General features: G+C 54.7%; 12 protein-coding genes and 1 pseudogene. 7 read left to right on the top strand and 6 right to left on the bottom strand.

Going from position 1 to position 13782, the window contains the following annotated elements; translation table 11 throughout:
* Positions 1-7 precede the first annotated feature (7 nt).
* A complete protein-coding gene (dnaG, locus tag ACLJRE_RS02545; protein ID WP_000918870.1) occupies positions 8-1753 on the bottom strand; it encodes a DNA primase in 1746 nt (581 codons plus the stop codon).
* Between the two features lie 235 nt (positions 1754-1988).
* A complete protein-coding gene (gene rpsU, locus ACLJRE_RS02540; RefSeq protein WP_001144069.1) occupies positions 1989-2204 on the bottom strand; it encodes a 30S ribosomal protein S21 in 216 nt (71 codons plus the stop codon).
* Positions 2205-2431: 227 nt separating this feature from the next.
* On the opposite strand from rpsU, the gene tsaD reads away from it, so the two are divergent.
* Both tsaD and ACLJRE_RS02530 read left to right on the top strand, forming a co-directional pair.
* Entirely contained in the window at positions 2432-3445 is a 1014-nt protein-coding gene (gene tsaD, locus ACLJRE_RS02535) for a tRNA (adenosine(37)-N6)-threonylcarbamoyltransferase complex transferase subunit TsaD (RefSeq protein WP_001264389.1), read from the top strand.
* Positions 3446-3468: 23 nt separating this feature from the next.
* Positions 3469-3663, top strand: a complete 195-nt coding sequence (locus ACLJRE_RS02530) for a hypothetical protein (RefSeq protein WP_001135053.1) — start codon at positions 3469-3471, stop codon at positions 3661-3663.
* A gap of 4 nt (positions 3664-3667) precedes the next feature.
* Here the strand turns inward: ACLJRE_RS02530 and plsY are convergent, their stop codons facing one another.
* Positions 3668-4285, bottom strand: coding sequence for a glycerol-3-phosphate 1-O-acyltransferase PlsY (plsY, locus tag ACLJRE_RS02525; RefSeq protein WP_001272785.1), 618 nt, complete (start codon positions 4283-4285; stop codon positions 3668-3670).
* A 106-nt stretch (positions 4286-4391) separates the two neighbouring features.
* On the opposite strand from plsY, the gene folB reads away from it, so the two are divergent.
* The gene (gene folB / locus ACLJRE_RS02520; protein ID WP_000355776.1) at positions 4392-4751 is read left to right on the top strand and encodes a bifunctional dihydroneopterin aldolase/7,8-dihydroneopterin epimerase; all 360 of its coding nucleotides are present in this window, start codon (positions 4392-4394) and stop codon (positions 4749-4751) included.
* A gap of 97 nt (positions 4752-4848) precedes the next feature.
* Positions 4849-5670: an undecaprenyl-diphosphate phosphatase gene (gene bacA, locus ACLJRE_RS02515; RefSeq protein ID WP_001281933.1), complete on the top strand. Its 822-nt coding sequence runs from the start codon at positions 4849-4851 to the stop codon at positions 5668-5670.
* Here bacA and ACLJRE_RS02510 read toward each other — a convergent pair.
* From ACLJRE_RS02510 to ACLJRE_RS02500, 3 genes and pseudogenes are all read right to left on the bottom strand, one after another.
* Positions 5669-5753, bottom strand: a pseudogene (locus ACLJRE_RS02510) (hypothetical protein); the annotation flags it as partial. The gene bacA and the pseudogene ACLJRE_RS02510 overlap by 2 nt on opposite strands.
* 20 nt (positions 5754-5773) lie before the next feature.
* Entirely contained in the window at positions 5774-7015 is a 1242-nt protein-coding gene (locus ACLJRE_RS02505; protein WP_000708454.1) for a multifunctional CCA addition/repair protein, read from the bottom strand.
* Between the two features lie 62 nt (positions 7016-7077).
* Positions 7078-7692, bottom strand: a complete 615-nt coding sequence (locus tag ACLJRE_RS02500) for a TIGR04211 family SH3 domain-containing protein (RefSeq protein ID WP_001125344.1) — start codon at positions 7690-7692, stop codon at positions 7078-7080.
* A gap of 241 nt (positions 7693-7933) precedes the next feature.
* Here ACLJRE_RS02500 and ACLJRE_RS02495 point away from each other — a divergent pair, with 241 nt between their 5' ends.
* The 3 genes from ACLJRE_RS02495 to hldE all read left to right on the top strand — a co-directional run bounded on the left by ACLJRE_RS02495 (position 7934) and on the right by hldE (position 13677).
* A complete protein-coding gene (locus ACLJRE_RS02495) occupies positions 7934-9235 on the top strand; it encodes an inorganic triphosphatase (RefSeq protein WP_000046232.1) in 1302 nt (433 codons plus the stop codon).
* 117 nt (positions 9236-9352) lie between these two features.
* On the top strand, positions 9353-12196 hold the full coding sequence (gene glnE / locus ACLJRE_RS02490) for a bifunctional [glutamate--ammonia ligase]-adenylyl-L-tyrosine phosphorylase/[glutamate--ammonia-ligase] adenylyltransferase (RefSeq protein ID WP_000188315.1): 2844 nt from the start codon (positions 9353-9355) through the stop codon (positions 12194-12196).
* Between the two features lie 47 nt (positions 12197-12243).
* Positions 12244-13677, top strand: coding sequence for a bifunctional D-glycero-beta-D-manno-heptose-7-phosphate kinase/D-glycero-beta-D-manno-heptose 1-phosphate adenylyltransferase HldE (gene hldE, locus ACLJRE_RS02485; protein ID WP_000867682.1), 1434 nt, complete (start codon positions 12244-12246; stop codon positions 13675-13677).
* Positions 13678-13782 lie beyond the last annotated feature (105 nt).

Raw genomic sequence — 13782 nt, 5'->3', positions numbered from 1 at the left:
GTTAAATTCATTTTCTGGCCAGCTCCTGGTTTAACGTCCAGAGCTCTCGGCGTTCTTCGCTGCTTAAACCGTGAGTGCGATCGCGAGCGATCAGCTCTTCTTGTCGCAGTTGCAGCAGCGAATCAAACATATGGTTGAGTGAGTCGGTAAAGGTCTTTTCGGCAATCGCCTTATCTGCTATATCGTCCCACATCGATAATTTTTCAAGGGTCGCAGCATCATTTGTGCCACGGTAGAGTTCCAGAAGTTGTCCGGTAGTAAGACCTGGCTGAGCCAAACAAGTTTTGACCAATTCTTTAAATAAGCCAAGTCCAGGCAGCTTATTCTGATCCAGCGCGTCTAAGGGCGGCACTAACGGCGCGAGATCCGGATTTTGCACCAGTAATCCTATCAGTATACGCATGGTCGTGCGTTTTAGCTGTGGAGCCGGGCGGGAAACGCCGCTTTCCGCCTGTTTTGGCACTAAACGATCAAGCTGACTATCATCGAAAATGCCTAACTTCAGCCCCAACGTCTGGCGCAGCTGAATACGGTGCGCGTCGCCAGGCACCTGATTAATGAGCGGCAGCGCCAGCGCGGCTAACTGCGTGCTGCCATCCGGCGAGCTTAAATCCACCTGCGGCAGGAGGCTATTAAACAGAAACGTAGAGAGCGGCTGCGCCTGCTCCATCCGCGCTTCAAAAGCCGCCTTGCCTTCTTTACGCACCAGCGTATCCGGGTCTTCGCCGTCAGGTAAAAACATAAAGCGTACCTGCCGACCGTCGGTCATATAAGGCATTGCTGTTTCCAGCGCTCTCCAGGCGGCATCACGGCCAGCCCGGTCGCCGTCGTAACAGCAAATTACGTTGTTCGTCGCCCGGAATAACATATGCATATGGTCTGCCGTGGTTGAGGTACCCAGCGAAGCAACCGCATAGTTAATGTCGTATTGCGCTAGTGCGACGACATCCATATAACCTTCGACCACAAGCAAGCGTTGCGGTTCAGCACTATATTGCTGAGCCTCATAAAGACCATATAGCTGGCGGCCTTTATGGAAAATGTTCGTTTCCGGAGAGTTAAGGTATTTCGGCGTGTCGTTCCCCAGAACTCGACCGCCAAAACCAATCACCCTGCCGCGTTTGTCCCGAATAGGGAACATGACCCGATTACGGAAACGATCGTAAGTGCTGCCCTGCTCGTTATTGACCAGCATTCCGGCATCCAGCAACAATGCCTTGTTATCGCTGTTATTACCGAAGCGCTTTAACGCGTTATCCCAACCAGGCGGCGCGAAGCCAATGGCGAAACGCTGAATAATTTCAGCGCTCAGACCGCGCTTTTGCAGATAGTCACGCGCAGGTTTTGCCGCAGGATGGGTAAGCGACTGCTGATAAAAGTCATTCAGACCATTCATCAACTGATAGAGGTTTTGCCGTTGATGGCGCTCTATCTGGCTAAGCCCGGTGCCTGCTTCATAGGGAATTTCCAGGTTATGCATGGCCGCTAATTCTTCGACGGTTTCGACAAATTCGAGCTTGTCGTAATTCATCAAAAAGTCGATCGCATTGCCATGCGCGCCGCATCCAAAGCAGTGATAAAACTGTTTTTCACCGTTTACGGTGAAAGAAGGGGTTTTCTCATTATGGAATGGACAACACGCGTGATAGTTCTTGCCCTGTTTCTTGAGTTTTACGCGCACGTCGATCAGATCGACGATATCGGTTCTCGCCAGCAGGTCATTAATGAATACGCGTGGGATTCGTCCAGCCATATGCCCCTTTTATACACGTCATTCTTCAGGCTGCCGCAGTATTGACTACGTTCGCTCACCCCTGTCGCTGACTTGCGTAAGCGCCGGGGACTTGCTCTCTTGCCGCCTGGACGCAGCATGAATGATTTTGTGTATATGCTAATGCATAAACGAAAACAAGCCGCGCATTCCTTTCGGAAGCACGGCCTTACAACTACAACTCGATCTGAATTGAGAGCAGCCCGCTCTCAAAAGATTAGTACAGACGAGTACGGCGTGCGTTTTCGCGAGCCAGTTTCTTCGCGTGACGTTTCACTGCAGAAGCTTTAGCGCGCTTACGTTCGGTCGTCGGTTTTTCATAGAACTCACGACGACGAACTTCCGCCAGAACACCTGCTTTTTCGCAGGAACGCTTGAAGCGACGCAGAGCTACGTCGAACGGCTCGTTTTCACGTACTTTAATTACCGGCATGTGCCTCTCACCTTTGATTAATTCGGTTTGCCGCTGGCATCAACGCCAGCTTATTTCAAAATGGTGCGGAATTTTACTGCAATTGCTGCTGCTTTGTAAAGCACCGCGGCCTTTTTTGAACGGGACTTTTATAAGGTGAGGGAGTATACACGAAGTCGGGACTGAGGGTATACATCCACCCGCATTCGACCTACACTGCGCGGTATTAGAGCGAGGTAAAACAAGTCATGCGTGTACTGGGTATTGAAACATCCTGCGATGAAACCGGCATCGCTATTTACGACGACAAAAAAGGTCTGTTAGCCAACCAATTGTATAGTCAGGTGAAATTACATGCTGACTACGGCGGCGTAGTGCCTGAACTGGCTTCCCGCGATCATGTGCGTAAAACCGTGCCGCTGATTCAGGCGGCATTAAAAGAAGCCGGTTTGACGGCGAGCGATATCGACGCGGTGGCCTATACCGCAGGCCCGGGCCTGGTCGGCGCGCTGCTGGTCGGCGCAACCGTCGGGCGTTCGCTGGCATTTGCCTGGAATGTGCCGGCCATTCCTGTACACCATATGGAAGGTCATCTGCTGGCGCCGATGCTGGAAGATAACCCTCCGGATTTCCCGTTTGTGGCGCTACTGGTCTCCGGCGGACATACGCAGCTCATTAGCGTGACCGGAATCGGTCAGTACGAACTGCTGGGAGAGTCGATTGACGATGCCGCCGGTGAAGCGTTTGATAAAACCGCCAAATTGTTGGGGCTGGATTATCCTGGCGGCCCGATGCTGTCGAAAATGGCGTCGCAGGGGACGGCGGGACGTTTTGTCTTTCCGCGCCCGATGACCGATCGCCCGGGGCTGGATTTTAGTTTTTCCGGTCTGAAAACCTTTGCCGCTAACACCATTCGTAGTAATGGCGACGACGAACAAACTCGCGCTGATATCGCGCGCGCTTTTGAAGATGCGGTCGTGGATACGCTGATGATCAAGTGCAAGCGCGCGCTGGAAAGCACCGGTTTTAAGCGTCTGGTCATGGCGGGGGGCGTCAGCGCTAACCGCACGCTGCGCGCGAAGCTTGCCGAAATGATGCAAAAACGCCGCGGCGAAGTGTTCTATGCGCGTCCGGAGTTTTGTACTGACAACGGGGCGATGATCGCCTATGCCGGAATGGTGCGGTTTAAGGCGGGCGTTACGGCGGATCTTGGCGTAACGGTACGTCCGCGCTGGCCGCTGGCCGAGCTGCCGGCGGCGTAAAAGCGGAAAAAGGGGGCGACATCATGCCGCCCCAACGGGTTTACAGCAAAACGACGGGCATCCACAACAGCCCGGTGACGATCAGCAGCACCAGGAAAATCAGGCCGAAAATCGCGCCTAACCACGCCAATGGTGGAAGAGTGACGCGCGGCGGATTCGATATGTACGCCTATCACCGAGCTATTTATCCGGCGATGCGCAGGCACGGCATAGCGTAAAAAACTACTCCGAATCTTTCTGGCGTTTCTTTTTCAGCTTCGTCCAGATTTTCGTCTCCTGGCGACGCCACAGACGCTGGATGTTGTCATGATGGCGCAGCAAAATGAGACATGACAGCATCGATACCGGGAAGGTGAACTGCGGTTTAAACCACCAGACGTAAAACGGCGCAATCAAGGCGCTGACAATCGCCCCTAACGATGAATAACCGCTTAACAGGACCGTCAGCAGCCAGGTGCCAGCCATAACGCCGGTTAAATCCCAGCCGATGGGCGCAATGGCACCAAATGCGGTTGCTACGCCTTTCCCACCTTTAAAGCCAAAAAAGACCGGCCAGATATGCCCCAGACAGGCGGCGATAGCGATAAGCCCCAGCCAGAAAGGGGTAACGCCTAACGCATACGCGCCCCAGACGGGCAACATGCCTTTAAGGATGTCAAAAATAAGTACCGCGACAGCCGCTCCCTTGCCACCGATTCGTAATACGTTCGTCGCGCCCGGGTTGCCGGAGCCGCTTTCACGCGGATCGGGCAGCCCGGCGATGCGGCAAACCAGAATGGCACTGGAAATTGAGCCGCAGAGGTACGCGAAGAGGATCATTCCAGGCGCGATTGCACTCATAAGCTGTTCCGTATTGAAAGTGTCGTTTTATTTACTATTTCTGTGGATAATACGCACATTTCGCCGGAAGTGGTATCCGGGTTAGCCAAAAAGCAGGCAGGTCGTGATGGATATTGTATTTATAGAGCAACTTTCGGTAATCACCACTATCGGTGTTTACGACTGGGAACAGACTATCGAGCAAAAACTGGTGTTCGATATCGAAATGGCGTGGGATAACCGTAAGTCGGCGAAAAGCGATGATGTCGCAGATTGTCTAAGTTACGCGGATATCGCCGACACGGTGATAAATCATGTCGAAGGCGGGCGTTTTGCTCTGGTCGAGCGCGTGGCGGAAGAGGTGGCGGATCTGCTGCTTAGCCGATTTAATTCTCCGTGGGTTCGCATCAAACTGAGCAAGCCTGGCGCCGTCGCGCGCGCGGCGAACGTAGGGGTAATTATTGAGCGTGGCAATAATCTGAAATAAAAATAAATAATTTTATATTTTTTAAACCAAACGGTTATATATGGGGTCTTAACGCGAGATCCATTTTTGCAGTGTTTTTCATTTTAGGGGTTTATTGATGAGCGATATGCACTCGCTGCTGATAGCGGCAATTTTGGGTGTGGTCGAAGGATTGACGGAGTTTTTGCCGGTATCCAGCACGGGCCATATGATTATTGTGGGTCATCTGCTGGGGTTTGAAGGCGATACGGCCAAGACATTCGAAGTGGTGATTCAACTTGGATCTATTCTGGCGGTCGTGGTGATGTTCTGGCGGCGGTTGTTTGGTCTCATCGGTATTCACTTTGGCCGCCCGCTACAGCGTGAAGGTGAAAGTAAAGGTCGATTAACGTTGATTCACATCCTGCTGGGCATGATTCCGGCGGTGGTGCTGGGGTTAGTCTTTCATGACACGATCAAGTCGCTATTTAACCCGATTAACGTGATGTACGCGCTGGTGGTAGGCGGTCTGTTGCTGATTGCCGCCGAGTGCCTGAAGCCGAAAGAACCGCGCGCGCCGGGGCTGGATGATATGACGTATCGTCAGGCGTTTATGATTGGCTGTTTCCAGTGTCTGGCGCTGTGGCCGGGCTTCTCGCGTTCCGGAGCGACCATTTCCGGTGGGATGCTAATGGGCGTCAGCCGTTACGCCGCCTCTGAGTTCTCGTTCTTACTGGCTGTGCCGATGATGATGGGCGCAACGGTTCTGGATCTCTACAAAAGTTGGTCATTCCTGACCGCAGCGGATATTCCGATGTTCGCAGTGGGCTTTGTGACGGCGTTTGTGGTGGCGCTGATCGCCATCAAGACCTTCCTGCAACTGATTAAGCGTATCTCGTTTATTCCGTTTGCGATTTACCGCTTTGTGGTGGCGGCTGCCGTTTACGTTGTCTTCTTCTGATGATTGACCTGCCGGATGGCGGCGTACCGCCTTGTCCGGCCTAACTGTTTTGTCGGTCTGATAAGCGCAGCGCCATCAGGCAATTTATCGTGCCGGATGGCGTTTAGCTGGCGGGGTTCGGGCAGCGCTTCTCTTTCCAGTTGGCGACCGCTGCAATTCGTCGCTTTGTCAGCTCCTCGCGAATCTCAATGCCCTTAAATCCGGCCTCCACCACCTCTTTCGTCGGTACCGCCTGCGCCACCTGCCAGGCTTCGCGCAGCCAGCGCCCCTGCGGGTAATCCGACGCTTCAAATCCGGTACGTCCACGGACATCGGCCTCGCTGGTCAGCGCAATCTGCTCGACGCGCTGCGGTTTACGCCATGCATCAATGGCGTCAAACAGCTTAACGATCGTTTTCGGCTGGAGTATCGGAAAGGTGTGGATCAGATCGTGGTATTCGGCGACCAGTTTAGCTAAATCACGCAGGTCATTGGGGACGCGCAAACGCTGGCATAACTGTTCGACCAGTTTCACGCCCGCCGGGCCGTGGCCATGATGGCGCGGCCAGAGGTTTTTCGGCGTTAAGCCTTTGCCCAGATCATGACAAAGCGTGGCGAAACGGACATCAAGCTGCGGACTGAGCATAGCGGCCATCGACAGCGTCATCAGCGTATGAACTCCGGTATCAATTTCCGGATGCCACTTTGCCGGCGCGGGTACGCCAAACAGGGCGTCGATTTCCGGAAACAGGACGCGCAGGGCGCCGCAGTCGCGCAATACCTGGAAGTAAACCTGCGGATTGCGGGTGGTAAGCGCATTTTCCGTCTCTTTCCATACCCGTTCCGGCGTCAGATGTTCCAGCTCGCCTGCCGCGGTCATGTCGCGCATTAGCGACAGTGTTTCATCGGCGATACGGAAACTCAGATGAGCGTAACGGGCGGCAAAACGCGCCACGCGCAATACGCGCAAGGGATCTTCGCCAAACGCGGGAGAGACATGGCGCAGTAGACGCGCCTCCAGATCCCGGCGCCCGTGGTAAGGGTCGATAATCTGGCCGTCATCGTCGCGCGCCAGAGCATTAATGGTCAGATCGCGACGCTGGAGATCGGCTTCCAGGGTAACGTCCGGCGCGGCATAACAGGTGAAGCCCGTGTAGCCGGAACCGGATTTACGCTCAGTACGCGCCAGCGCGTATTCTTCGTGAGTTTGCGGATGGAGAAACACAGGAAAATCACGGCCTACCTGCTGGTAGCCCGCATCAAGCATCTCCTGCGGCGTGGCGCCGACAACGACCCAATCTTTATCTTTAACCGGTAGCCCTAACAACGCATCCCGAACCGCACCACCGACCAGATAAATCTTCACGCCACTTTCCTTTTAAAAACGATCATCCTCTAATGATAAGACAGTGCCGCAGAGAAGGCGATTTAGTTCATCCAGCGGTCTTTGCGTTTACGGCTTGGGATCATATGCGGCAGCACCAGCCCTAACAGCAAGCCAATACCCAATACGCCGCCGCCATACATAAACCACTGCATAATAATGGTGCGCTGTTTGTCATCCAGTTGCAGATTCGCGGCGCTAACTTTTTTCTGCGCGACAATCAGTTCGTTTTTCAGCTTCTGGTTCTCTTCTTTTAGCCCATTGATGACGCTGTCGCTTTGCGCCACTTTCTGCTGCATATCGGCGGTGCGCTGATTCCACGTGGTATCAATATTGTTGAGTTTATCGGTCAACGTTTTGACCTGATTTTCCAGATCCGGCACGCGGGTACGCAGGCTTGGCGTGGTATTCAGTTCTTTTAACGGTATCCAGGCAGTACGACCAGAACTGTCTTTGATTTGACCATAGTTGGCATCGCTCTGTAAGAGCGTGACTTCCTCGCCGGCGTTGACGGTACCCACAAGGCGATAATTATCTCCCGGACCGCTGCGGACCCAGGTATTCAGTTCATCAGAAACGTAACGCGTCTCTTCAGCATGAGAGACGGCGGTGGCGCTAAGCGCAAGTAAAGTTAGTCCAATCAGGCGTAATTTTGGCATCAGGCTGTCGTTATTGTCAGAGAAAGTGGAACGATAGTAACGGCATCAGTGTCGCTACGCAAAGTAGTCGACATCAATCGGAATCATCTGTGTCGCCTTTGCCGCTACGTCAAACTTTTACGCCCGTCAAATTGCTCGTTGCATGGCAATTTGGCGCAAAATACTATCTACTGACAAAAATAATGCGGGTAAGTTCGCCAAGAATCTTCCCAGATGTGACATAACCCATAAGTACAAGGCCATGGCTCAGGAAATCGAATTAAAGTTTATCGTCAATCACGACGCCGTAGATGCGCTGCGAAATCATCTTCATACGCTCGGCGGTGAGCATCATGCGCCCAGCCAGTTGCTGAATATCTACTTCGAAACGCCTGATAACTGGCTACGCCGCCATGATATGGGGCTGCGTATTCGTGGTGAAAATGGGCGCTATGAAATGACCATGAAAATTGCCGGCCGGGTAACGGGCGGGCTGCACCAGCGACCCGAATACAATGTCGCGCTAAGCGAACCCGTGCTGGATCTGACGCAACTTCCGGCGGAGGTCTGGCCGGATGGTAACCTGCCCGCCGGCCTGGCATCAAGCGTACAGCCGCTGTTCAGTACCGATTTTTACCGGGAAAAATGGTGTCTGGACGTTGACGGCAGCAGGATTGAAATTGCGCTCGATCTCGGCGACGTAAAAGCGGGCGAGTTTGCCGAACCGATTTGTGAGCTGGAGCTTGAGTTGCTTCGCGGCGATACGCGCGCCGTGTTAAAACTGGCGAAGCAACTGCTGTCGCAAACCGGTTTGCGTCAGGGCAGTCTGAGTAAGGCGGCGCGAGGTTATCATCTGGCGCAGGGGAATGCGCCGCGAGAGAATACACCAACGACAATTCTGCGGACCGTCGCGAAAGCCACGGTAGAGCAAGGGCTGGAGGCCTCGCTGGATCTGGCGTTGTCACAGTGGCAGTACCATGAAGAGCTCTGGCTGCGCGGCGACGAGTCGGCGAAAGAACACGTGCTGGATGCTATGGGGTTGGTGCGCCATGCCTTAATGCTCTTTGGTGGCATTGTTCCGCGTAAAGCGAGCGCTCACTTACGTGATCTACTTACCCAGGCGGAAGCGACGATGACATCCGCGGTGTCCGCCGTCACAGCCGTTTATAGTACGCAAACGGCGATGGCGAAACTGGCATTGACGGAATGGCTGGTGACGAAAGCCTGGCAGCCATTTCTGGACGCGAAGGCGCAGGCCAAAATGGCCGATTCTTTTAAGCGTTTCGCCGACATTCATCTTTCTCGTCATGCTGCTGAATTAAAGAAGGTTTTTGGACAACCGCTGGGTGATAAGTATCGCGACCAGTTGCCGCGTTTGACTCGCGATATCGACAGCGTTTTACTGCTGGCCGGGTATTATGATGCGATGGTCGCGCAGGCATGGCTGGAGAACTGGCAGGGATTGCGTCACGCCATTATTACCGGGCAACGTATTGAAATTGAACATTTCCGTAATGAGGCCATTAACCAGCAGCCGTTCTGGTTGCACAGCGGAAAACGATAATCAGAACCGTAGAAAGCGCCTGATGACGCTGCGCTTATCAGGCTTACGGTATGCGGACTTGTAGGCCGGATCAGGCGAAACGCCGCCATCCGGCATTATTTAAAGGATATCCCCTAAATGACGCCGCTCTCTTCACCCTTATCGCAGTACTGGCAGACCGTTGTTGAGCGCCTACCAGAAGGATTTACTGAGACATCGCTTAGCGTGCAGGCGAAGTCAGTACTTACATTTAGCGATTTTGCGCTGGATAGCGTGATAGCGCATCCGGAGTGGCTTGCCGAACTGGAATCCGCATCGCCGCAGGCTGATGAATGGCGACATTATGCTGGCTGGTTACAGGAGGCGTTGGCAGGTGTCTGTGACGACGCCTCGCTGATGCGTGAACTGAGGCTTTTTCGTCGTCGCATCATGGTACGCATCGCCTGGGCGCAGACGCTGTCGCTGGTGGACGATGAGACTATTTTACAACAGTTGAGCCATCTGGCGGAGACGCTCATCGTGGGGGCGCGTGACTGGCTGTATGCCGCCTGTTGCCGCGAATGGGGAACCCCCTGTAACCCGCAGGGCGTTCCGCAGCCGCTGCTGATTTTAGGCATGGGAAAGCTGGGCGGCGGCGAACTGAATTTTTCGTCTGATATCGATCTGATTTTCGCCTGGCCGGAACATGGCGAGACCCGGGGCGGACGCCGTGAACTCGATAACGCCCAGTTTTTTACGCGTCTCGGGCAGCGGCTGATCAAAGCGCTGGATCAGCCCACAATGGATGGTTTTGTCTATCGGGTGGACATGCGCCTGCGACCGTTTGGCGACAGCGGCCCGCTGGTACTGAGTTTTGCCGCGCTGGAGGATTACTATCAGGAACAAGGACGCGACTGGGAACGCTACGCCATGGTGAAAGCGCGGCTAATGGGCGATAACGACGACGCCTGGTCTCGTGAATTACGCGCCATGCTGCGGCCTTTCGTTTTCCGCCGCTATATCGATTTCAGCGTCATCCAGTCGCTACGCAATATGAAAGGGATGATCGCCCGCGAAGTGCGACGCCGCGGTTTGAAAGACAACATTAAACTTGGCGCGGGCGGTATTCGTGAAATTGAGTTTATCGTGCAGGTATTCCAGCTGATCCGCGGCGGACGCGAGCCGTCGCTACAGTCGCGTTCGTTACTGCCGACGTTGGATGCTATCGCTGCGCTGCATTTGCTGCCTGAGAATGACGTGGCGCAACTGCGCGTGGCCTATCTTTTTCTACGTCGTCTGGAGAATCTGCTGCAAAGCATCAATGACGAACAGACGCAAACGTTGCCTGCCGACGATCTGAATCGGGCGCGGCTGGCCTGGGGAATGAAGGCGGAGAACTGGCCGCAGCTTGTTGGCGAACTGACGGATCATATGGCTAATGTACGCCGCGTATTCAACGAATTAATTGGCGATGATGAAGCCGATACCCCGCAGGAGGAAGAACGTTCAGAGCCGTGGCGTGAAGTATGGCAGGATGCGCTACAGGAGGATGATTCGACGCCAGTGCTGGCGCATTTAGCCGATGAGGATCGGCGACAAGTTCTGACCCTCATCGCTGACTTCCGTAAGGAACTGGATAAACGCCCTATCGGCCCGCGCGGGCGGCAAGTGCTGGACCAACTGATGCCGCACCTGCTTGCTGATGTCTGCTCTCGCGAAGACGCCGCTGTTACGCTATCGCGGATAACGCCGTTGCTGGCGGGGATTGTCACTCGCACCACCTATCTGGAGCTGCTGAGCGAATTTCCTGGCGCGCTGAAACACCTGATTATGCTCTGCGCCGCTTCGCCAATGATAGCGAGCCAACTGGCGCGTTATCCGTTGTTGCTTGATGAACTGCTCGACCCCGGCACGCTTTATCAGCCGACGGCTACCGACGCTTACCGCGACGAATTACGCCAATATTTGCTGCGCGTACCGGAAGAAGACGAAGAACAACAACTGGAGGCATTACGCCAGTTTAAACAGGCACAGCTTTTGCGGATTGCGGCGGCGGATATTGCCGGTACGCTGCCGGTGATGAAAGTGAGCGATCACCTCACATGGCTGGCGGAGGCGATGATTGATGCTGTGGTGCAGCAGGCGTGGACGCAAATGGTTGCGCGTTATGGTCAGCCAGCGCATCTGGACGAGCGCCAGGGGCGGGGGTTTGCGGTTGTCGGTTATGGCAAGTTGGGCGGATGGGAGCTGGGCTACAGTTCCGATCTGGATCTCATCTTCCTGCATGACTGTCCGATGGACGTCATGACCAACGGCGAACGCGAAATCGACGGGCGGCAGTTTTATCTGCGCCTGGCGCAGCGCATTATGCATCTGTTCAGTACGCGCACCTCCTCCGGCATTTTGTATGAGGTAGATGCGCGTCTACGCCCCTCTGGCGCGGCGGGAATGCTGGTGACTTCAGCGGACGCGTTTGCCGATTATCAGCAGCATGAAGCCTGGACCTGGGAACATCAGGCGTTAGTACGCGCTCGCGTGGTATATGGCGACCCACAACTTACCTCACAGTTTGATGCGGTGCGCCGCACTATCATGACGACGGCGCGCGACGGCAAGACATTGCAGACTGAAGTGCGTGAAATGCGCGAGAAAATGCGGGCGCATCTCGGCAATAAGCATCGCGATCGTTTTGATATTAAAGCTGATGAAGGCGGTATTACGGATATTGAGTTTATCGCGCAATATCTGGTACTGCGCTACGCTCATGAAAAACCTAAATTAACGCGCTGGTCTGATAACGTGCGCATCCTGGAGCTTCTGGCGCAAAACGGCATTATGGATGAACACGAAGCGCAGGCGCTGACGGTAGCCTACACCACACTGCGTGATGAACTGCACCACCTGGCGTTGCAGGAGCTTCCTGGTCATGTGGCGCAGACGTGTTTTAGCAAAGAGCGTGCGCTGGTGCAGGCAAGCTGGCGGAAGTGGCTGGTAGCCGTTTGAATTATGCTATTATCGCGCGCAAATTTTGAATCTCTCAGGAGACAGGAATGAAAGTAAATCTGCCAGCGTTTGAACGTGCAGGCGTCATGGTTGTGGGTGATGTAATGCTGGATCGCTATTGGTATGGCCCCACTTGCCGTATTTCACCGGAAGCGCCGGTGCCCGTGGTTAAGGTAAATACCGTTGAGGAACGTCCGGGCGGCGCGGCGAACGTGGCGATGAACATTGCGTCTCTGGGAGCGAACGCCCGTCTGGTCGGCCTGACGGGTATTGATGACGCCGCGCGCGCGCTGAGCAAAACGTTGGCGGAGGTCAATGTGAAGTGCGACTTCGTTTCTGTGCCGACGCATCCGACGATTACCAAACTGCGCGTACTATCACGTAATCAGCAGCTCATTCGTCTTGATTTTGAAGAAGGCTTTGAGGGCGTGGACCCGCAGCCGTTGCATGAGCGTATCAACCAGGCGCTGGGATCGATCGGCGCGCTGGTATTGTCCGATTATGCCAAAGGCGCTCTGACCAGCGTGCAGACTATGATTTCCCTGGCGCGCCAGGCGGGCGTGCCGGTGCTCATCGATCCGAAAGGAACGGATTTTGAACGTTACCGCGGCGCCACGCTGCTGACGCCAAACCTTTCTGAATTCGAGGCGGTCGCGGGGAAATGTAAAAGCGAAGACGAACTGGTTGAACGTGGTATGAAGCTCATTGCCGATTACGACCTTTCCGCGCTGTTGGTCACGCGTTCCGAACAGGGAATGACGCTGCTGCAACCGAATAAAGCGCCGCTACATATGCCGACGCAGGCGCAGGAAGTTTATGATGTTACCGGTGCGGGCGATACGGTGATCGGCGTGCTGGCGGCGACGCTGGCGGCGGGAAATACCCTGGAGGAGGCGTGTTATTTCGCCAATGCGGCAGCGGGCGTAGTGGTAGGTAAGCTCGGGACGTCAACGGTTTCCCCTATTGAGCTGGAAAACGCAGTGCGCGGACGCGCGGATACCGGCTTCGGCGTCATGACCGAAGAGGAGTTGAGACAGGCCGTCGCCAGCGCGCGTAAGCGTGGCGAGAAAGTGGTCATGACCAACGGCGTTTTCGATATTCTGCACGCGGGCCACGTCTCTTATCTGGCGAACGCGCGCAAACTGGGCGACCGCCTGATTGTTGCGGTCAACAGTGACGCCTCGACTAAACGTCTGAAAGGCGAAAGCCGTCCGGTTAATCCGCTCGAACAGCGTATGATCGTGCTGGGCGCGCTGGAGTCAGTCGACTGGGTTGTCTCTTTTGAAGAGGATACGCCGCAACGACTGATTGCCGGTATTCTGCCGGATCTGCTGGTAAAAGGCGGCGACTATAAGCCGGAAGAGATCGCGGGCAGCGAAGAGGTCTGGGCCAACGGCGGCGAAGTCATGGTGCTGAACTTCGAAGATGGTTGTTCCACGACCAATATCATCAAAAAGATCCAGACCGAGAGCGAAAAGTAAAACCGCGTCATCAGGCGTTACAGACGCTGCGGGCGCTGATTTTGAAGGCGCGTCGGACATTTTGTTTCGACGCGTATCTCGCGGTTGACGCTGCTTTTTTTTCGA

Origin of the sequence: Salmonella sp. SAL04157 (assembly GCF_046551635.1) — a bacterium.
Classification (GTDB): Bacteria; Pseudomonadota; Gammaproteobacteria; order Enterobacterales; family Enterobacteriaceae; genus Salmonella; species Salmonella enterica.
This window is presented reverse-complemented; position numbering and strand designations above follow the sequence as displayed.

Coding starts and splice junctions, on each gene's coding strand:
- dnaG (WP_000918870.1), bottom strand. CDS start 1,753: ATGGCTGGACGAATCCCACGCGTATTCATTAATGACCTGCTGGCGAGA.
- rpsU (WP_001144069.1), bottom strand. CDS start 2,204: ATGCCGGTAATTAAAGTACGTGAAAACGAGCCGTTCGACGTAGCTCTG.
- tsaD (WP_001264389.1), top strand. CDS start 2,432: ATGCGTGTACTGGGTATTGAAACATCCTGCGATGAAACCGGCATCGCT.
- ACLJRE_RS02530 (WP_001135053.1), top strand. CDS start 3,469: ATGCCGCCCCAACGGGTTTACAGCAAAACGACGGGCATCCACAACAGC.
- plsY (WP_001272785.1), bottom strand. CDS start 4,285: ATGAGTGCAATCGCGCCTGGAATGATCCTCTTCGCGTACCTCTGCGGC.
- folB (WP_000355776.1), top strand. CDS start 4,392: ATGGATATTGTATTTATAGAGCAACTTTCGGTAATCACCACTATCGGT.
- bacA (WP_001281933.1), top strand. CDS start 4,849: ATGAGCGATATGCACTCGCTGCTGATAGCGGCAATTTTGGGTGTGGTC.
- ACLJRE_RS02500 (WP_001125344.1), bottom strand. CDS start 7,692: ATGCCAAAATTACGCCTGATTGGACTAACTTTACTTGCGCTTAGCGCC.
- ACLJRE_RS02495 (WP_000046232.1), top strand. CDS start 7,934: ATGGCTCAGGAAATCGAATTAAAGTTTATCGTCAATCACGACGCCGTA.
- glnE (WP_000188315.1), top strand. CDS start 9,353: ATGACGCCGCTCTCTTCACCCTTATCGCAGTACTGGCAGACCGTTGTT.
- hldE (WP_000867682.1), top strand. CDS start 12,244: ATGAAAGTAAATCTGCCAGCGTTTGAACGTGCAGGCGTCATGGTTGTG.